General features: G+C 42.1%; 12 protein-coding genes. All 12 read left to right on the plus strand.

The window, feature by feature from the left end; all coding sequences use genetic code 11:
- The first annotated feature begins 24 nt into the window (after window positions 1–24).
- On the plus strand, window positions 25–2,307 hold the full coding sequence (locus tag DC498_RS08260) for a hypothetical protein (protein ID WP_116873700.1): 2,283 nt from the start codon (window positions 25–27) through the stop codon (window positions 2,305–2,307).
- Window positions 2,308–2,546: 239 nt separating this feature from the next.
- Window positions 2,547–3,752 (plus strand): MFS transporter, encoded by a 1,206-nt coding sequence (locus DC498_RS08265; protein WP_116873678.1) that lies wholly within the window; start codon window positions 2,547–2,549, stop codon window positions 3,750–3,752.
- Between the two features lie 90 nt (window positions 3,753–3,842).
- Window positions 3,843–5,207, plus strand: coding sequence for a hypothetical protein (locus tag DC498_RS08270; protein WP_116873679.1), 1,365 nt, complete (start codon window positions 3,843–3,845; stop codon window positions 5,205–5,207).
- Between the two features lie 8 nt (window positions 5,208–5,215).
- Window positions 5,216–6,400, plus strand: a complete 1,185-nt coding sequence (locus DC498_RS08275) for a carbohydrate kinase family protein (protein WP_116873680.1) — start codon at window positions 5,216–5,218, stop codon at window positions 6,398–6,400.
- Window positions 6,401–6,420: 20 nt separating this feature from the next.
- Window positions 6,421–7,809, plus strand: a complete 1,389-nt coding sequence (locus DC498_RS08280) for an aspartate aminotransferase family protein (RefSeq protein ID WP_116873681.1) — start codon at window positions 6,421–6,423, stop codon at window positions 7,807–7,809.
- 9 nt (window positions 7,810–7,818) lie between these two features.
- Entirely contained in the window at window positions 7,819–8,652 is an 834-nt protein-coding gene (locus DC498_RS08285) for a class I fructose-bisphosphate aldolase (protein WP_116873682.1), read from the plus strand.
- A gap of 171 nt (window positions 8,653–8,823) precedes the next feature.
- Window positions 8,824–10,296, plus strand: coding sequence for a sulfatase (locus DC498_RS08290; RefSeq protein WP_165813794.1), 1,473 nt, complete (start codon window positions 8,824–8,826; stop codon window positions 10,294–10,296).
- A gap of 53 nt (window positions 10,297–10,349) precedes the next feature.
- Entirely contained in the window at window positions 10,350–11,738 is a 1,389-nt protein-coding gene (locus DC498_RS08295) for a hypothetical protein (RefSeq protein WP_133176798.1), read from the plus strand.
- A 39-nt stretch (window positions 11,739–11,777) separates the two neighbouring features.
- Window positions 11,778–12,638 (plus strand): alpha/beta hydrolase, encoded by an 861-nt coding sequence (locus DC498_RS08300; protein ID WP_206197556.1) that lies wholly within the window; start codon window positions 11,778–11,780, stop codon window positions 12,636–12,638.
- A gap of 441 nt (window positions 12,639–13,079) precedes the next feature.
- On the plus strand, window positions 13,080–16,229 hold the full coding sequence (locus DC498_RS08305; RefSeq protein ID WP_165813795.1) for a SusC/RagA family TonB-linked outer membrane protein: 3,150 nt from the start codon (window positions 13,080–13,082) through the stop codon (window positions 16,227–16,229).
- 29 nt (window positions 16,230–16,258) lie between these two features.
- Window positions 16,259–17,953, plus strand: a complete 1,695-nt coding sequence (locus DC498_RS08310; protein ID WP_116873686.1) for a RagB/SusD family nutrient uptake outer membrane protein — start codon at window positions 16,259–16,261, stop codon at window positions 17,951–17,953.
- 266 nt (window positions 17,954–18,219) lie between these two features.
- Window positions 18,220–20,583 (plus strand): glycoside hydrolase family 3 N-terminal domain-containing protein, encoded by a 2,364-nt coding sequence (locus DC498_RS08315; RefSeq protein WP_116873687.1) that lies wholly within the window; start codon window positions 18,220–18,222, stop codon window positions 20,581–20,583.
- Window positions 20,584–20,740: the final 157 nt, after the last annotated feature.

Raw genomic sequence — 20,740 nt, forward strand, 5'->3', positions numbered from 1 at the left:
TTCAATGAGCTCAAAATTTTTGTTATGAAAAAAATGATTCCTTTTTTAATGATTCTTGGGTTGCTGTGCTGTAAGTCCATCTTAGGTCAGGAGGAGTCACTGCCTTTAGGAAGTTATCCCCCGGCAATACCAACTGAACATTTGCCAAACAGATTGTATGCCTTTGTATGGAGGAACTGGAATCTTGTTGACCCTGAAATAATGGGAAAAACAATTGGATGTAATGCGGAAGATATTATTAATATGGCTGCTTCCATGGGACTTCCTCCGTATAAGCCCAATGTACCAGACTTTGACCGGCGTATATATATAACCGTTATCAGAAGAAACTGGCATCTATTACCCTACGCTCAATTGCTTATACTGCTTAACATGAACAGTAATGAACTGTCCGTGGCTTTAAAGGAAGATGATGCTTTGTTTATCAAGCTCGGCAATCTAAAACCCCAGATTGAGGAACTTAAGTATACTGCCCCAGATAAAAATGCGATCAGAAGTGCGTCAAAAATAAAGCGTATTGCTCAACAATATTTTCGGGGGCAAAATACTTTTCCTCCATTTCAATTTATTGAAGATTTAAGGGATGCTTCCGGAAAAAAGAACACAAATGTTTATCCATCGGATAAAGAGAAAAGCCCTAGAATCGTTTATTCCTATTTTGGTATTTATGGTGATCCGCTTTCTGACACCTTGCAGGATTTGTACCCAGACGGATTGATGGAAAAACTATCTCAAAGTGGAGTTAATGGAATATGGATGCACGTGGTTTTGAATCAAATTGCTCCGGGTGGTACTTTATTTCCTGAATTTGGGGAGGGTCATGCATTACGTATTCAAAATCTAAACAGGATTGTTGAGCGAGCAAAACGATACGGTATAGATATTTATCTATACATTAATGAGCCGAGAGCAATGGATTCTACCTTTTTTATTAACAGAGCCCCAATGAGAGGCACAAGAGAAGGAAACTATTATGCGATGTGTACCAGCAGTGAAGAAGTTCAACACTGGATGAGAGACGCGTTGGCATATGTTTTTTCGAATGTGCCCGGATTAGGAGGCGTGCTGACCATAACAGCCTCAGAAAATTTTACCAATTGCGCATCACACGGAAATCAGAAGGGCTGCGAGCGTTGCAGCAGGCGAAGCTATGCTGAAATTATAGGTGGGGTAAACCGTATGATAGAAGAAGGCGTTCATAAAGGTAATCCTGATGCCAAAGTAATAGTATGGGATTGGGGCTGGCATAATCACGGGCTTGCGCCGGATGTAATTGCGGCTTTGCCCGATAATGTATATCTTATGTCTGTCAGCGAATGGGCCAAGCCGATCGAGCGCGGAGGTGTGAACTCAGAAGTGGGTGAATATTCCATATCTGCGGTAGGTCCGGGACCAAGGGCATTACAGAACTGGAAATGGGCTAAAGAAAGGGGGCTAAAAACAATGGCTAAAGTGCAGGTAAATAATACGTGGGAGCTTTCTTCTGTGCCCTGGTTGCCAGTGCCTGATCTTGTTATGCGGCATATGACAGCGCTCTCAGATGTAAAAACCGATGGGTTAATGCTAAGCTGGTCTCTTGGAGGCTATCCTTCTCCCACCCTGAAAATTGCCGACCGTATCTCCAATCATTCGGAACTTTCAAAGGAAGAAATGTTGAATGAACTTGCTGAAGAAAGGTATGGGAGGTCTGCTGTAAAGGCAATACGTAAGGCATGGACGGCATTCAGCAATGCATTTGAGCAATTCCCGTATGGAGGTCATACATTATATAACGCACCTCAACAATTGGGACCAGCAAATTTGCTATACGAAAAACCAACAGGGTATAAAGCAACTATGGTTGGATTTCCATATGATGACTTACAAAGTTGGAAAGGCGTGTATCCTGCAAACATTTTTGCGCAACAGTTTAAGAAGGTTGCGGATGGTTGGATAGATGGGCTTAAGTACTTTAAACAGGCAATAGCAATGGCTGACAGTTCACACCGAATCATCGCTATGGCTGATGAGGATATCGCTAAAGCAGCATATTTACATTTTGCTTCGGTTGCCAACCAGGTTGCTTACATTATTAACCGGGATAAGCTATTGGAAAAGGATCTTTCATCATCGGATAAAATTAAGATTAGAGAAGAGTTGCGCCATATATTAAAACAAGAAATACAACTTGCTTCCGAATTGTTTGAGATATGCAGCAGAGATTCCCGAATAGGTTACGAAGCTTCAAATCAATATTATTACGTTTTACAGGATCTTGTTGAGAAAGTCATCAACTGCAATTATCTCCTTCACCAGCTAAAGCTATAAACACATTACTACAAATTTTTCGTTTCTACCTGAAGAAGGAAGTTTCATATATAAAACAGGCAGGTCTATAATTGTAAGCAGCTACGGTTCTGACAGGTAAAGAAGTATATACAGTGTCATAATTTGGAAAACCAGTAGTTTATTAAAAACTAATAATCAGATAGTTTTGTTTCTGGATTGCAGAACAGTTGCAATTCTAAAGAAGCATATGGAGTCATATATCCCAAAACTATTCTGATATGAAATTAAGGACGTTGCCGGTTTATATGATCTTTTTGACAATGGGTCTCATTGATTCAGTAGGTCCTATGGTCAGCTTGGCCAAAGAATCATTTAAAATATCAACTACCATAGCTTCGTTGCTGCCGATGTTAGGCTATATGATGTATGGACTACTCTCAATACCCGCAGGTTTATTGCAGGATAAAAAGGGGAAAAAATTCATTATGAATCTGGGGTTGTCAATTGCACTTATCGGGCTTTTCATTCCCATTATATCGGGGATGTCCGGGAACATGATAATTGACCCCAACTCCTTAGCGCAATTTTATAAAATACTGGCAGCGATCCTGATGTTGGGGGCAGGTGGCGCTATTCTCCAGGTTTCCGGAAACCCAATCATGCGGGATTTTTCCGAACCAGGTAGGTATTCCAAAAATCTGTCGTTTGCGCAATCTTTTATTACGGTTGGTTCTTCGTTAGGTTTTCTTCTGCCTGTCGTCATGCTTCGTGCATTCGGCTTGGATTGGAGCATACTATTCCCGGTTTTCGCTGGAATTGTTTTAGCCGGCATTATATGGTTGAACATGCTCCGCATCAGGGAAGGAAATGACAAAGATAAACATGCAACGGTCACATCATGCTTCAGGCTACTTAAGAATGGTTACATATTGATCATGGTTATCGGCATCTTTATTTATTGTGGAATTGAAATAGCGATGAGTGCTTATGTACCCATTTTATTAAAGGAAAAGTATAATGTTTCTGTCGAGAAAATAGGTTTACTGATCGGCTGGTCGCTTTTTTACCTGCCTATCCTGTCCGGAAGGTTTTTTGGGGCATGGATCATGTCACGGATTGCGCCTGCACGATTGTTGTTATTTACTGTTTTATTTTCATTTGTGGGTTTCATGCTGATCTTCAGCAATTCATTTGCATTAACGTTATTTGGGATTTTTGTTATTGGGTTGGGGTTTGCAAATATTTTTCCTCTTTTATTTTCATTAACTATAGAATACATGCCTGATAATGCCAATGAATTGTCGGGGTTAATGGTATCGGCTATAACTGGAGGTGCTTTTATTCCTCCTATAATGGGTGTGATTGCAGACAGTATTTCCATCCAGATTGCATTCCTGGCGCCGGCTACATGTGTCCTCTATTTGCTTTTTGTAGCAGTCGTCAATAATGTAAACGTGAATAAGACCCGAAGAATAATAGTTTAAGATAATCTAAAATAAAATTTTGACTACGCTGAGGACTGAAATAAGCCGTACCTCCTTGTAGTGCCGTTACATTGAAAATTATTTACACCAATGGAAAAAAAGAAAGCTCTCGTGAACGCTGCTTTTGCAGGATTTGGGGAAGTAAACTCTCCTCTTCCGTTAATTAAGGAGAAGTGTTCAGTTGCGTTAGAAGAAGTCAGGTCTCTTGGATTTGAAATCATAACTACCGCAGTAATTACCGACGATCCAAAAGGAACAGATGTTAAACGCGCAATAAACCAATTTATAAGAAAGGATTTTGATGTACTGATTATTTGCCTTGCCGGTTGGATCCCGTCGCATACGATTATTGCCCTCACCAATGAATTCAAAGCTAAGCCGATGATCTTATGGGGGCTTGCAGGACATATTGAAAATGGTCGTATTGTTACAGCCGCTGCCCAAGCCGGCACTACTGCGCTGAGGAAAGTATTTGAGGATTTGGGATATAAGTTTAAATACCTCTATAATACTATTGGAAAACCATCACCGCTGGAAAAAATAAGAAGTTTTGGGATTGCCGCCTCTGCAGTAAAGTCAATTGAAAATACGAGGGTAGGCATGATTGGGTTCCGCGACATGAGGCTTTATAATACACTTTATGAGGGAATCTCCCTGAAAGCTATAATGGGTGTGGAAGTGGAATTTTTTGAAATGCTCGAAATGGTGCAACTGAGCGAAGCCGTTGAAGAAAACGAGATATTGAATGTACTGAGAAAGATCAAACAGGAATGGGAATTTGTTAATCCTGTTGAAGACGACTTCTTAAAAAAGGGGATTGCTTATTATCTCGCCATTAAAAAAATTGCCGAGGGTAATCATCTGGATGGAATATCATTGAAAGATGTTGACGGGATGAAAAAAATCCTGAATTATCCCCCCGCAATGATCTTCATGCTTCTTTCCGATGAGATGAAACTAAGCGCCATTCCCGAGAATGATGTGATGGGAGCCGTTACCCAACTGGTCATTAAGCATCTCACAGGCCAATGCGCGGCTTATTTAGAATTTTACGACTTCCTGGAGGAAAGTGTGCTGATGGGAGTACCTGATTTTGTTCCCTCCGAAATTGTAGACGGGAAAGTAAAAGTTACAAGAGCAGCTTTTGGTGGTATAAGCGGTGGATTGCTGAATATTTCAGCCGTCAAAACCGGTACACTCACCATTGCGCGGCTTTCTAACACTGCTGACCAATATACCATGCATATATGTACCGGTGAAGGAAAGTTCAGATCATGGGAAGAAGCGGGCTGGGATCAACCGGCGCCCCAGCTTCCGAGCCTGGAAATATTTCTTGATACGCCTGTGGAAGTGTTTGCGCAGAAAATTTCAGGGCAGCATTATATAGTTGTGTATGGAGATCATGTTCAAAAAATAGCTGATTTCTGTTATCTGAAAAATATTAAAGTAATATAACTGCAGATATGAAGAAATATGATGCTGTTATTGCGGGATATATATGCGTTGACCTTACCCCTGAGTTCAAAAAAAATAAGTTATTTACCCATATCTCTGAACTTCTCAAACCAGGTAAATTAATAGAAATCACCGGGCTTACCTATGCAATGGGAGGCGCTGTGGCAAACGTTGGGATGGCGATGAAAAAATTCTCGAAAAGCGTTTTTTTGAACGGATTGATCGGGAATGATTTTGCAGGGAAAATTGCCCTGACGTTTTTAGATCAAAGCGACCTTCTTACAGGCGTAAGAACAATTGAGGGAGAAGGCACAGCCCTGGGGCTTGTTATAGCGCTTCCGGGTGTGGATCGTATTTTCCTGGAATCGCCCGGCTGCAGTCATTTATTCGGAATAAAGCATATTGATTTTGATGCTGTTGCAAAATGCAGGCTGTTTCATTTCGGGTATCCGCCGCTGTTAGAGCAGTTTTATGCGAAAGAAGGGTCCCAGTTGCTTGAATTATTTTCCGTAGTACAACGAATGGGTGTGGTTACCTCACTCGACTTTAGCCTGGTAGACCCTGAAAGCGAATCTGGTAAAATAAACTGGCCGGAAACGATAAAAAAAATACTCCCGTATACAGACATTTTTGTTCCAAGCCTTGAAGAAGCGCTTCAGATAATGATGCCCGAAGAATATGCAGAAATAAATGTAAATGCCGGTAATGCTGATATTATTGAGATGGTTACTATCACGACTATACGAGAGGCAGGAAAGCGTATAATTGATGCCGGAGCCAAAATTGTATTCATAAAAGCAGGCCATCGCGGGGCATATCTGGCAACGGGAGATGTATCACTTTTAAATAAAAGGTCAGGCTTGAATTTACAGGAAGAACAGTGGAGCTACCAGGAGCTCTGGTGTGATGCCTATCCCATTGATCAAACCAAAGTAAAAAATGCCTCTGGTGCAGGCGATACTGCTTCAGCAGCCTTTTTATCGGCCATTCTTGATGGAGAAAACCCTGAGCGTTCCCTGAAATTTGCGACTATGGCCGGCAGGAACAATCTATACTGCTCTGATATTTACAACGAACTGGATAACTGGGAGCAGATGTATAAATCTTTAGAGCTTGAGAATGCGGAAGTAGTCAATTTAAAACTTTCAAGAGACGATAACTTACCTGAAAAAGAAATACTGAAAAAAAATTGAGAAATCACTAAACAATATGTATGGATAGCTTAAACATGTCTCCAGATTGGTGGAAAGAAAACGCTGCAGGCATACCTCGTCTAATAACGGAAACACCTGGCCCAAAATCAAGGGTTATGCATGCTAATACTGCAAGGTATATGAAGGGGCTCAGTTCCCAGGTAAAGCTTTTTCCTGTATGTTTCCGGGAAGGCTTTGGTATTACCTTAACAGATGTTGATGGAAATAAATACCTTGATTTCTCATCAGGAATTTATGTTGCTTCCCTGGGTCACTGTCATCCTAAAGTTTCGGAGGCTATTTGTTATTGGGCAAAAAAGCTGATGAATGTGCATGATTTTTCTACTCCCGTTAAAGAAAAACTGATGGAAAAGATGGCAGTCATCTTACCGGGAAAATTAAATGCCATTCAGTTATATTCCGATGGAACTACCGCTGTAGAAGCAGCGATCCGCGCTGCAAGGGCTATCAGCGGAAAACATGAATTCATTTCAGCTTACCGCGATTTCCATGGAAAAACATTAGGTGCTGTGAGTTGCGCGCAAATGTATCGGGGGGAAACGTTCAGCTATGGACCTACCCGGTCTGCGGGCTTCTATATGGTTCCACGTCCTGATCCTTATCGCCCGCTCTGGAGCAAGGCCGACGGAACCATTGATACAGATGCATATATACGTTTTTATGAACAATTTTTAGTTGAGGCAACCGTAGGGAATGTAGCTGCATTTGTTTTAGAGCCTGCTCAGGGGTGGGCGGGAAGTATATTTCCCCCTGATGATTTCTTCCCGAAATTAAAATCCTTATGTGAGAAGCATCGTATTCTACTGTATGACGATGAAGTATTGGCCGGTATGGGGCGTACGGGAGAATGGCTTACCCTGAATCACTGGGGAGTGATCCCTGATATTGTAACCTTTGGCAAGTCGTTTGGTAATGGGTTTCCAGTAACAGCTATGGTAGTGAGTGAAGAAAATGGTGGATCGCTTGAAAAAATTTCAGCATCATCAAGCTATGGAGGCAACCCGATGGCCTGCGCCGCGGCGCTGGCGTCCATAGAGGTAATTGAAAATGAAAATATCCTCGAAAATGTTCGTTCCGTTGGCGATTTTTTTATGACGCGGATGAAAAAGATGAAAGAAGAGCATCCCATTATCGGAGATGTTAAAGGGAAAGGGTTTTTGTTGGGCATAGAATTGGTAAAGGATAAGGTCACAAAAGAACCCTTTCCCGAAGCTGGTAATTTGGTATATCAAAAAGCTTTCCGAAAAGGATTGGCATGGATTCCTGCCGGGCATATCCTCCGTATGTCTCCGCCGCTGATCATGGATGAGAAATATGCTAAAATGGGGATGGATATTATTGAGGAAGCAATTACAGAAGTTGAACATGAATTTGGATATAGCGCATAACTTATTTCAATGAAACAATACAGACTTAACAGGCTTTTTAATCCTGTATCGAATAAATGTTTTGATGTTGCCATAGATCATGGTTTTTTCAACGAGGCGAATTTTTTGCAGGGAATAGAAAATATCAGATCCGCGGTTGAAATCATTGTGGAAGCAGGACCGGACGCTGTTCAATTAACACCGGGGCAATTAAAATATTTGCAGTCAATACCCGGCAAACAGAAACCCTCCCTTGTGTTGCGTACCGATGTTGCAAATGTATATGGAGCCGCTCTGCCGGTGCACGCATTCAGCAAGATGATCAGCCGCCCGGTGCTGCAGGCCGTACGTGCCGATGCCGCCTGCTTATGTGTTAATTTGTTTAGCATTCCCGGCGCTCCTGAAGTAACAGCCCAATGTATTGACAATATTTTGAAATTAAAAGTGGAATCGGATCTATATAGTATACCTCTGATGATAGAGCCGCTCGTATTTAGACCCAATATTGAAAAAGGAGGTTATATGGTAGATGGTGATATAAAAAAAATATTGCCCCTGGTAAGGCAGGCAGTTGAGTTGGGAGCAGATATTATCAAAGCTGACCCAACCAGTGATATTCATGACTATCATCGTGTGATTGAAATTGCCGGTGCAACACCTGTCCTGGTCAGGGGAGGAAGCAAAGCCAGTGATGAAGAAATTATTATCCGGACATCAACGCTAATGGAGCAAGGGGTAAGCGGAATTGTTTATGGGCGTAATATAATTCAACATGCGAATCCGGCCCTCATTACACGAGTGCTGATGGGCATAGTGCATGATAATGTGCCTGTAAAGGATAGCCTCGAAGCTTTACTCACATAATCACCCGAACAACAAACCTGTAAAATATGCAAACATAGTGTTGTAAACTGGCAACGCAGAAGTTTTATAAGTTTGGCGATTAGAATAACTTTATCCAAAGCTGTTGATATAGAGATATATTTTCAAATCAATATCTGGTGCAGCAGGGTTAACAGAAATAATAGCATGCATATGAATATAAGTAAGTTGTTTTTGCTGACAGGTGTATTCATGTTTACATCTTTTGTCTATGCACAGGAAAAGCCTTTAAAACCAAACAAACCGAATATTCTTTTTATAGTGGTAGATGACCTCAGACCGGAACTTGGCTGCTATGGCAAGGCGCAGATAAAATCTCCCAATATTGACCGCCTGGCTATGTCCGGAATCGTTTTCAATAATGCTTTTGCAAATTACCCGGTTTGCGGGCCATCCAGGGCATCCCTATTGAGCGGCATATATCCGGGTACTAAAAGATTCGCTGTATGGAATGCTTCCCAGGATATAGATGCCCCGGGAATTGTAAGCCTGCCGATGCATTTTAAAAACAACAATTACCAAACCATCTCTTTAGGCAAAGTGTATAATAATTTTGACGACGGGAAAGGAAGCTGGGTGAAAAGCTGGCGCCCGCCCGCTGCTAACTGGGATTATCAATCAAAAGAAAGCATCCGGGTTTTTGAAGAAAGGAACAAAGAAAGATATAAAGACAAATATGTTCGCGATAATAATAACCTGCCTCAAAGAGGACCTGCTTACGAAGATCCTGATATTCCTGATATCAGCTATGAGGATGGCAGAATTGCAAGCCGTGCTGTTGAAGAGTTACAAAACTTCAGCAATAACGGTGAACCTTTTTTTCTTGCAGTAGGATTTAAAAAGCCCCATCTTCCATTTAACGCTCCCAAAAAGTATTGGGACCTGTATCAAAAAAAAGATATTAAGTTGCCCGCAAACTATTTTTTCTCAAAAGACGCTCCGGATATGGCGAGGCTTAATTGGGCGGAGTTAAGATTTTTTTATGGTATTCCTGCTTCCGGCCCCTTGCCCGATAGCACCGCAATTAATCTCATTCATGGCTATTATGCTTGTGTAAGTTATGTTGACGCACAGGTTGGCAGAGTGTTAAATGCATTGGAAGAGCTTGGGCTTTCAGAAAACACGATAGTGGTGCTTTTGGGGGATCATGGGTGGTTTCTTGGAGAGCATGGATTTTGGACAAAACAAAGCAATATGGAAAAAGGACCCCATGCGCCTTTAATTGTAAAAGTACCCTGGAAAAATGGAGATGCTCATACTTCTGCATTAGTTGAGTTCGTAGATATTTATCCAACGCTTTGTGAACTGGCCGGATTAAGCCTGCCGGTTCATTTGCAGGGAAAAAGTATGGTACCTCTTCTTGATAACCCATCTGCTGCCGGGAAAGAATACATTTTTTACAGAGCCGGCACCGGGGAAACTATTTTGACAAAAACACATGCTTATACCGAATGGATTAATAGTAATTCAGGGCAACCTTATGCCCGCATGCTTTACGACCATCGTACAGACCCTGACGAGAACATAAATGTGGCGGATAAACCCGAAAACCAAAAACTGGTGGAAGAACTTCATGAAAAACTGACCATGCATTTGAAAGCACGCAATAGCATCACTATTCCATGAATAAAATTGGATTTTTAAAAGCTGAAATTACTGTACTCAATAAACCACATGATATGAACAAGTATTGTACTGCATTGTTGATTTTCTTTTTTTTATTGTTTTCACATTTGGGTATCGCACAATCAGAAGTATTTAAGATAGGCGTTGCGACCAGGATAATCAATAATGAAGTAGGAAATTATGTGCAGGGGGCAGGTACTCTCCGTAAGGCTACACAAATACGGGATAATCTTGAGGCAAACGCTATGTATTTCTCGAAAGGAACATTCCAGTTATTAATGGTCAGCTGCGACCTGGTGGGGCTTGAATCTTCTTATGTTGCCCGGCTGAGAGAAGCTATGGGAGTTGCTGCCGGCATTGCTCCGCGTAATATATTAATATCCTGCACTCATACGCATGCGGGCCCATCTCTGCTGAGAACAAATTATATAATGCCGGTGGATACAGCATATATGGAACGCCTTCAGAAATGGATGGTAGATCTGGCTTCAGAAGCCGTGAAAACTGCACGTCCGGGAAAGATCGGATGGGCGAAGGGAGAAGCGCAGATCGGGTTTAACCGCCGGGTGACCTGGGCAGACGGTACGCATACTATGCACGGTGATACTAAAAGAAAAGACTTTGCCGGGTTGGAAGGCCCGGTTGATCCACAGCATTTAGCCATGTTTGCTTCAGACATAAAAGGCAAACTATTAGCTGTTTTATACAATAACACAACGCATCCCACCATTTTTTACGGCGCAGGCATATATTCCGCAGATTTTCCGGGAGAGGTAAGAAAGATGATCCGCAACAGGATTAGCAGCAACCTCACGGTACTTTTCCTGAATGGGGCCCAGGGCGATATTTCCATTGAAAATATGCTTGGCAACCGGCCGGAAACAGTAGAAGATAAATTAAAAAGAGTCAGCGAACTAGTGGTTGGCAAAACCATGGAGTTATACAAAAATGTAACCTATGATGATAACCCGGTGCTAAAGCATGACTATCATGATTTAAAAGTCGCCCTTCGTTCGCCATCCACCGAACAGTTAATAGAAGGTCGTAGTGTACTGGCACGCGTTGATAAAGGAGAAAATGTTGGTGTAATGGAAACGATTCTGGCATACGGAGCTATCCGTTTGCAGGAACTTTATACCAATAGCCCCTTTGAGATATTGCCGATACATGCTGTTCGCATAGGCGAACTGGCAATAGTGACTGAACCGTGCGAACTATACTGTCAGTTTGGGCTTGATATCAAACGTCGCAGCCCGGCTTCAACCACCATTGTTGTCGGGCTTACAGACGGGCATGGCGGGTATTGTCCAACAATTTATGGTATACTTGGAGGCGGCTATTCCGGTGCCCCTATCTCCTGGTGTAGATTAGAGCCATATGCAGGATATAAAATTGTTGAAAGTGCTGCCAGGTTGCTGAATAGACTATGGCTTGACAATTAGAAAGTGTAATGTTTTTCTATTAACTCCAGTATTTGCATTATGAGTGGACAAAAGAAAACTTGTGAATTAGTACTAGCCATTGTTGGTTATATTATTCTTCATTCTCAAAATGGATCTGCTCAGGAAAGATTTGTGTATAAAAAAATTGATACACTTTCCTTATGTATGGAAATTTATTCTCCGAAACATGGAAAGTCCTCTAAAAAATACCCGGCAATCGTATTCTTTTTTGGCGGAGGTTGGGTACAGGGAAACATAGCTCAGTTTAGACCACATGCAGAATATTTTTCGGATAGGGGCATGATAAGCGTTTTAGTAGACTATCGTGTTTTTTCAAGAAACAAATCCACACCTTTTGAATCGTTGGAAGATGCAAAGTCTGCCATCAGGTTTCTGCGTTCAAATGCAGAAAAATTTCACATCGATCCTGATAGGATAGTTGCTTCCGGAGGGTCAGCGGGTGGTCAACTGGCTGCAGCAGCCGCGACTTGTAAAAAGTATAATGATAGAAACGATGACTTAGGCGTTTCAGCCAGACCTAATGCATTAGTTCTTTTTAATCCCGTTATTGATAATGGGCCAGGTGGATATGGATATGAGAGGATAGGCGATGAATACCTTTACTTTTCACCTTTACATAATTTACGAAAAGGGGAGGTTCCACCAACTATAATTTTTTTGGGAACCGAAGATGAGGCGATACCTGTGGAGACTGTGCGATACTATAAAAAAGTAATGGAAAAAATTGGCAGCCGCTGCGATTTGCATTTGTATGAGGGGCAAAAACACGGATTTTTCAATTTTAAGAATATCAAGTATTATAAAATAACTTTGATTAAAGCGGATGAATTTCTTACATCTATAGGATTTTTAAAGGGACCAATACCTCAATCTAATTAAGGGCTAATTTCTATTAATACATTATTCCCGATGTTATGGTGGATGTTGTGGTGGTTGTATTCTTCATTAAAGGTAATCGTCAATCTGTCACAAATTATTAAGATGTCCTTCTTGAAAAATGGAGAGGATTATATCTCCATTGTGTGTATACTCAAAAGGAATTTTATGCAAACTGAGTGTCATTACTTGAATTTACAGTCGTTTTTTGATTTTTTATATGAAAGTACATTTACGAATAAATATAAACCTCTGAAACCAAAAACTACAGGAGTTGAAATTCAATCTATTAATCAAAACTTCAGAATTATGAGAAAAGATGAGTACCTCAAAACGTCTGTTATTCTTTTCAATCGACAATCTTTTGTTTGCCGGATTATCTTATTGATATTTTTCATTTGCTTGAAAGTTGTTGTTCATGCGCAGGATATTAATGTCAGTGGAATGATAACAGCTGGCAAATCGGGTGAGCTTTTATCAGGAGTTTCTGTGAAAATAAAAGGAGCTACTGTCGGGGTATCTACCGATAAAAACGGACACTATTTTATAAAAGTACCTAAAAATGGAACTCTTGTTATTAGTCATGTCGGATACGAAACTCTAGAAGTACCCGTGAACAATCGGGAAACGATTGATATTTCTTTGGTAACTGCAAGTGCTTCTTTAGACGAAGTGCTGGTGGTTGGGTATGGAACCCAGAAAAAAGTAAACCTTACCGGAGCAGTAGATGTAATTTCAAATAAGAAGATAGAGAACAGGCAATCTACGACAGTATCGCAAATTTTACAGGGACAATCACCGGGGCTGGATTTTTCATTAGGAGATAATGGATTTGAGCCGGGGGCCTCAATGAAAATCAATATTCGTGGAGTGGGCTCAGTAAACGGCGGCAGCCCCTATGTTGTCATTGATGGATTTCCGGGAGAAATGGATCGCCTGAACCCGAGTGATATTGAGTCTATCTCTGTGCTCAAAGATGCAGCGGCATCGGCTATTTATGGCGCCAGGGCGCCGTTTGGAGTGATCCTGATCACTACTAAGAGCGGTAAAAAAAATGAAAAATTATCTGTTACTTATTCAGGTAATGTTTCAGTAAACAGTCCGGCGAGGCTGCCCAAAATGCTTGACTCCTATACATTTGCCCGGGTCATCAATGAATTCGGTGTCAATGGAGGCGGGCGTACTTATTCAGATGCAGCAATAGACAGGATCATTGCCTACCAGGATAAGGACTGGGACTACTTAAAGCAGTTTTATCCTGCCGGCGCAACTTACTACGAATCTATGCCTTTGGCAAATGGTACATGGGGTACCAACCAGGACTCACATGCGAACTATGATTGGTACGATGAATTTTATGGCAATAGTTTGAACCAGCAACATAACCTTTCCGTAAAAGGCGGGTCGAATAAAATCACTTATTATTTCTCATCAGGGTTTACCGACCAGAATGGGGTTATCAACTATGGAACTGACAATTATAAAAGGTATAATCTGACAGCCAAAGTGAAAGCTGCTGTTACAGACTGGTGGGATCTGCGTTACGAAACCCGTTTTATGAAAAGCACCAGGGAATTTCCCAGCATGCCCGGAGTAATGAATTACGGTTATATGTTCTGGCAAGTTATGAGAAGTGTACCCACTCAGGCTAAGTACAATGGTTTCGGCGATTATAATATACAGTCAAAAATCCCATTTGTAGAGGAAGGGGGCACAAGCGATCATACAACAACAGAAAATTGGCATGTTCTGTCAACAGAGTTGCGGCCTCTTAAAGGATGGAAGATCTATGGCGAATTTGCTTACCAGTCTACCAATATCGAAGAATCTAACCGGAAGCTGACTATTTATACTAAACAGGTAGATGGCAGCTTGACTCCTTTTGCCGGTTCTATTCCAAGCAGTATTGAACAGGTTCGCAGTAACATCGCTTATTGGACAACAAATATTTACTCATCCTATGATCTCAGCCTGGGCAGGCACAACATGTTCCTTATGGCCGGAACACAGCTTGAGTTAAATCAAAGCAACGAGCTTACAGCTTCCAAGACCAATTTGATTGTTCCAACGGTACCTTCTTTGGAGACAGCAAATGGAAGCTTAATTGCCGGGGAAGACCTGGAGCACTGGTCAACCCAGGGTTATTTCGGAAGGGCAACTTATAATTTTGATGAAAAATATCTTTTTGAAGCTAATGCCAGGTACGATGGTACTTCCAGGTTTAAGCAGGGTAACCGTTGGGGATTCTTCCCGTCTTTCTCAGTGGGCTGGAACCTGAACAGGGAAAAATTCTGGAAAGCCATCGGGGATTATGTGAATGTTTTCAAGCTGAGAGGATCATGGGGCCAGTTGGGAAACCAGCAGGTAGCCTCTTACCAGGATCTGGCGCTCATCCCGTTACATTCCGGGCAACTGAACTGGCTGTTTAACTACGGAACGACCCGGCCGCTGGGGTATACGTCTGCTCCCAGTCTGGTAAGCCCTGACCTGACCTGGGAAACTGCAACCACAAAAAATATCGGGTTGAATATGGGATTCCTGAACAATAAACTGCAACTTGATTTTGACCTGTTTGAACGTGTTACAAAAAATATGATCGGTCCTTCGAACCCGCTCCCGGGAATATTGGGGGCATCAGTTCCTAATTCTAATAACGCAACATTAAGAACAAGAGGTTGGGAAGGAACCATAAGGTGGAACCACGAGGTTAAAAATTCAGGCTTATCCTATTTTGCTTCCTTTAATCTGTCCGATGCCCAGTCGGTCGTGCTGGATTATCTGAACCCTACCGGTGTTATTACAGATTGGTATCCTGGGAAAAAAGTAGGGGAAATATGGGGTTACACAGCAAATGAATTATTTAAATCCCAGGATGAAGTAGACGCTTATTTAAGCCGGGTGAACTTATCCTACATTTATAATAAATGGAACCCGGGCGATTTGAAATACCTGGATACGAACGGCGACGGTAAAGTAAACAGCGGCACCAATTCCATAAATGATCCGGGCGACCTTTCGGTCATTGGGAATAATACTCCCAGGTATCAATGGGGGCTAAACGCCGGGTTTGAATATAAAGGCTTTGACTTTTCCTTCCTGATCAAAGGCACGGCGAAAAGAGATTTTTTTGTAACAGAGAATGCCAGCGTTTCTAATTACGCTTACTGGGGCATAAAAACCTGGTTGCATACTGGACTCACAACTGACCATCTGGATTATTTCCGAGACCAGCCCGGAGACAAGTATACCGGGTTGTACGAGGGCGATGCAAATATTAACCTCAATGCTTTCTGGCCCAAGATGTATATACAAGCCGATCAGAATTTTAAGAACGAGCAGCCCTCTACCAGATATTTATTGGATTTATCTTATGCCAGGTTACAGAACGTACAGTTGGGGTATAACCTGTCCCGGAATTTATTAAAGACGCTTCACTTACAAAAAGTAAGAATATATATATCGGGCGAAAACTTATGGACAATGACAAGTTTAATCAAGAATATGGATCCTACTGCATTGGGACCTGACTGGCTGTTGAGTGCAACTTATCGCGCTGATAAAATGGTTTCGATGGGAATAAACATTGTATTATAAATACTTATTGTTTTCTAAAAATTACGGTAATGAAACAAATAAAACTAATCATACTCCTGTTCCTGTTCTGTTCATGCAAGAAATTCCTCGACCGTCCTCCTTTAGATCAGATTGGCACCGATAGTTATTGGCAGACTGCCAAGGATCTTGAGAACTATGTTATTCAGTTTTATCCTACATTTCCTTCCCACAGCCTTTGGCAATTTGGAATTGGCTATGAGATCAGGAATGCAGATAATGCGATGGAAGGAACGCCTAATGCTATCTTAAATGGTGAAAGGGGAACTACCGCCGGGCGATGGACAAACGAGTGGTCGAATATACGGGGTATTAATATTTTTTTTGGTAATTACCAGAAGTGCAAAGATAAATTCGATGTATATAAGCACTTTCTGGGTGAGGCTTACTTTTTCCGTGCATGGTATTACTTTCAACTGGTCAAAAAGTACGGGGATGTGCCCTGGGTTTCATCAGAATTACTGCCCACTTCCGAGGAGGAACTGTCGCGTCCCAGGGATCCCAGAACGCTGGTTGTTGACTCGATACTGGCTGATCTGAACCATGCTATTGAGGTGCTTAGCCCCCGGTCAAAATATGGTAATAACCGTATCAACAAAGAAGCTGCGCTGGCTTTTAAAACGAGAGTTGCTCTTTATGAAGGAAGCTGGCAGAAATATCATGCAGGCTCTGTTTTTGGAACAGCGGGCGCAGATCCGAATAAGTACTTTAAAGCCTGCACTGATGCCGCCGAAGAATTAATGAATGGGAATTACCAGGTCGGGATCTATAATGATTATTATAAATTGTTCGGGTTGGACAACATGTCTTCTGCCAATGAAATTTTACTTTACAGGGCATACAACATCAAGGATGGCTTATCTAATGATGTTCAGTATTCAACAACTTTCGCCCCCTTTGAAATAGGGATTACATGGTCTCTGGTCTCAAGCTATCTCGGCAAAAATGGGGAACCCTACGATTATCCTACACTTGCCTCGACAACCAAAGGGAACGCATTTTTAACTAAAATATCCCAGGATGTTGATCCCCGGTTTCATGCTACGGTGTGGGTGCCCGGAGATGTTTTATCAGCAAGAACAGGGCAGGTTTTTGAAAAACCGGGGGTAGACAAGGTGAGCTCAATGCTTAACCCGACCGGCTTTCAATTAAAAAAATGTTCGAATCCAAATTCCACAGGCGCCGGGGCTAACGGTGGGGGGAATAGTGAAACCGGGTATATTCTTTTCCGGTATGGGGAAGTCCTGTTAAATTATGCGGAAGCGCTTGTTGAATTGAAGGGGGATGTCGCCTATAATGCATTGAACCAACTTCGGGCCAGAGCCGGCATGCCTGATTTTGTTGTCCATCCGCAAAGCTCCGATCCAAATGTAGTGGACTATGGATATCCAATTACTAATGAGCTATATGAAATAAGAAGGGAACGCAGAGTTGAGCTGGCGATCGAAGGCTTTAGGGAGGATGATTATAAACGGTGGGCAGCTCATAAATTGCTTAAGGGAAAACGGCCTAAAGGTTATCCGTTCGATCAAAGTGAATTCCCCTCTTATCATCCCCTGTTGGATGGTAACGGGTTAATTGATTATTTTCAGAACTTTTTACCTGATGGCTATCAATTCAAAGAAAACAGGGATTATTTAAGTTCAATACCGGCGGAAGAGTTGAATTTAAATCCGAATTTAACTCAAAATCCGGGCTGGCAATAGTTTTGAGCGTATTTCAAATTAGCGCCAACAGGCGCGCCTGCAAAACATGGGGGATGCCCATTGGATTTCTTAATGGTCTTTGCCTGCCCGAATGATTTGTTCAGGCAGGCGAAAAACCTGACTACCGACAGGCAGCCTTTATATTTTCTTTGCGGTTATTTTTTACCGCAAAGCACGCTAAGGAATTACGCCCGCCTGAATGACTAGTCGGGCAGGCAAAGGGCGCAAAGTCAGCTAAAAGAGCATATATCTTAATAAAGAAGTCAATGAGCAATAGAGTACTCCATTCAGTTGTATTATTTTTCCTGTCAGTTGTTTTTTTTATAAATGCCTTGCATGCACAGCTATTGCCTTATAAAAACCCGGCTTTGAAGGTTGAGGACAGAGTGAATGACTTACTAAGCCGGATGACCATTGAGGAAAAGGTCGGGCAGATGTTGAAGCTTGACCTCGCTGAGCTTAAACAGGACGAAAAAGGAAATGTTACCAGGGAATCGTTAGAAAAATTATTCCAGGGTGAGAGTATTGGTTGCCTTGATCCTGTGATTGCTGATATTGATCGTATTGCCCGCTTTTCAGAAGCTGCCGATCAGTATCTCAGGAAAAATACCCGGTTAGGGATTCCTGCAATTCAGGTAGACCTGGGCGGGATCCACGGGCAATTGGCGTATGGTGCAACCAATTTTCCCCAATCCATCGGGCAGGGAAGCACATGGAATCCGGACCTTATCAAAAAAATGGCGGAGGTTATCGCTTATGAAGCAGGCCTGACGGGATGTGATCAGCTCTTTGCTCCACTGTTCGACATAGCAAGGGATCCCCGGTACGGCAGAGTGGAAGAATGCTTTGGGGAAGACCCGTATCTTGTTGCTGAAATGGGAAAAGCCTTTGTAACAGGATTGCAGGGAGACCCGAAAATAACCAGGGAATATATTCCTGAAGGACATCTGATCAGCACTGCAAAACATTATGTAGCATATAGTGTCCCTACTGCGGGAATAAACATCGCGCCTGTTGAAGTCGGTCCAAGAGATCTGCGGTCGCTTCATTTGTATCCCTTTGAAAAGGCTGTCAGGGAGGCAAATGTATATTCGATAATGCCAGCCTACAATGAAGTAAACGGTATTCCTGTTCATGCCAACGAATATTTGCTTAAAGATGTATTGCGAAAGGAATATGGTTTTAATGGTTATGTGTTTGCTGATTATGGCGCTGTGGGCATGTTACAAACATTCCATAAGATCACTGCCAGCAAAAAAGAAACAGCGGTACTCGCTCTCAAAGCCGGGGTTGACCAGGAAGGCTCTGATTATGCTTATTCAGAGTTGATAGGGTTGGCGAAAAATGATAAAGAAATAGCTGAACTGGTAGATGAGTCTGTAAAAAGGATCCTTACCGTTAAATTCCGGGCAGGATTATTTGATAAGCCATATTTTGCTCCCAAAAAGATCTCTGACCTTGTTCATACGAAGGCATCGGTTAAACTTGCCCGTGAAATTGCCGAGGAATCTGTTGTATTGCTGAAGAACCAGGATAATTTATTGCCGCTTAAGTTTTCCGGATTAAACTCAATTGCTGTTATCGGCCCGAATGCGAACCAGGTTGAATATGGCGACTATAGTATTTCGAAAGATAATTCAACCGGCGTTACTATTCTCGAAGGCATAAAAAATATCACGAAAGATAAGATCAGGGTTAATTATGCCAGGGGTTGCGGTATCACGAGTGTAGACAGCAGCGGCTTTAAAGAAGCGGTTGATGCTGCGTACAACAGTGATGTGGTTGTATTGGTGATCGGCGGGTCCAGCATGTCTTTGTCGGGTGTGGGATGGGGTGAGTTGGCCGACCAGGGCGGGTATCCAACCGGTGGAGAGGGATATGACAGGTCTGAATTAACGCCTCCGGGAATTCAGCCTGAACTGATCCGGGCCGTCAGCAAAACAGGCAAACCCATTATACTGGTTATGGTTCATGGACGCCCATATAGTATTCCCTGGGAAAAAGAACATATCCCGGCTATTCTTGACGCCTGGTATCCGGGAGAAGAAGGGGGCAATGCCGTTGCCCGCATATTATTCGGGGAAGTGGTCCCTTCAGGAAAACTTACGATGTCGGTTCCGCAGAGCGCAGGTCATGTGCCCGTATTCTATAATTACAAGCCTTCCGGGAGAGGAATTTACCACAAGCCCGGCAGTCCGGGCAATCCGGGAAGAGATTATGTATTTTCACCTACTGATCCTTTATTCCCTTTCGGTTATGGCTTAAGTTATACTGCATTTGAATATTCCGACCTGAACATCAAACAAAAGAAATTAAAAGAAACAGATACTATTGAGTTAACTGTTAAAGTGAAAAATGTTGGTTCCATTACCGGTAAGGAGGTTGTCCAGGTATATATAAATGATAAAATAAGCTCTGTTACCACTCCGGTTAAAGTACTGAAGGGATTCAAAAAGATAGAGATCCGTCCCTCGAAAACTACTGTCCTTAGTTTTAGAATTCCATGCAATGAGCTTGCACTTTGGGATAAGCAGATGCATTACACTGTTGAGCCCGGTGAGTTTGAAATTATGATCGGGGCATCGGCTGAGGATATCAGGCTAAAAGATACGATCAATATTACTAACTAACCCAAGTTGCTAGTTAAATGAGGAGAAAAAGAGCATCAATAAAAGATAATTTTGAGTTACCACACACAAAACTCAATTATCAATGCTCACAGCTGATAAAATTATAGGTATTTATTGTATTGTAGATGATATTTTAAAAGGGATTGGTCATTATGAA

The organism is Terrimonas sp., from assembly GCF_003075435.1.
Taxonomy (GTDB): domain Bacteria; phylum Bacteroidota; class Bacteroidia; order Chitinophagales; family Chitinophagaceae; genus Agriterribacter.

Excerpts from the sequence above, each read along its gene's own strand:
- DC498_RS08260 (WP_116873700.1), top strand. The coding sequence starts at position 25 with ATGAAAAAAATGATTCCTTTTTTAATGATTCTTGGGTTGCTGTGCTGT.
- DC498_RS08265 (WP_116873678.1), top strand. The coding sequence starts at position 2,547 with ATGAAATTAAGGACGTTGCCGGTTTATATGATCTTTTTGACAATGGGT.
- DC498_RS08270 (WP_116873679.1), top strand. The coding sequence starts at position 3,843 with ATGGAAAAAAAGAAAGCTCTCGTGAACGCTGCTTTTGCAGGATTTGGG.
- DC498_RS08275 (WP_116873680.1), top strand. The coding sequence starts at position 5,216 with ATGAAGAAATATGATGCTGTTATTGCGGGATATATATGCGTTGACCTT.
- DC498_RS08280 (WP_116873681.1), top strand. The coding sequence starts at position 6,421 with ATGGATAGCTTAAACATGTCTCCAGATTGGTGGAAAGAAAACGCTGCA.
- DC498_RS08285 (WP_116873682.1), top strand. The coding sequence starts at position 7,819 with ATGAAACAATACAGACTTAACAGGCTTTTTAATCCTGTATCGAATAAA.
- DC498_RS08290 (WP_165813794.1), top strand. The coding sequence starts at position 8,824 with ATGAATATAAGTAAGTTGTTTTTGCTGACAGGTGTATTCATGTTTACA.
- DC498_RS08295 (WP_133176798.1), top strand. The coding sequence starts at position 10,350 with ATGAACAAGTATTGTACTGCATTGTTGATTTTCTTTTTTTTATTGTTT.
- DC498_RS08300 (WP_206197556.1), top strand. The coding sequence starts at position 11,778 with ATGAGTGGACAAAAGAAAACTTGTGAATTAGTACTAGCCATTGTTGGT.
- DC498_RS08305 (WP_165813795.1), top strand. The coding sequence starts at position 13,080 with ATGATAACAGCTGGCAAATCGGGTGAGCTTTTATCAGGAGTTTCTGTG.
- DC498_RS08310 (WP_116873686.1), top strand. The coding sequence starts at position 16,259 with ATGAAACAAATAAAACTAATCATACTCCTGTTCCTGTTCTGTTCATGC.
- DC498_RS08315 (WP_116873687.1), top strand. The coding sequence starts at position 18,220 with ATGAGCAATAGAGTACTCCATTCAGTTGTATTATTTTTCCTGTCAGTT.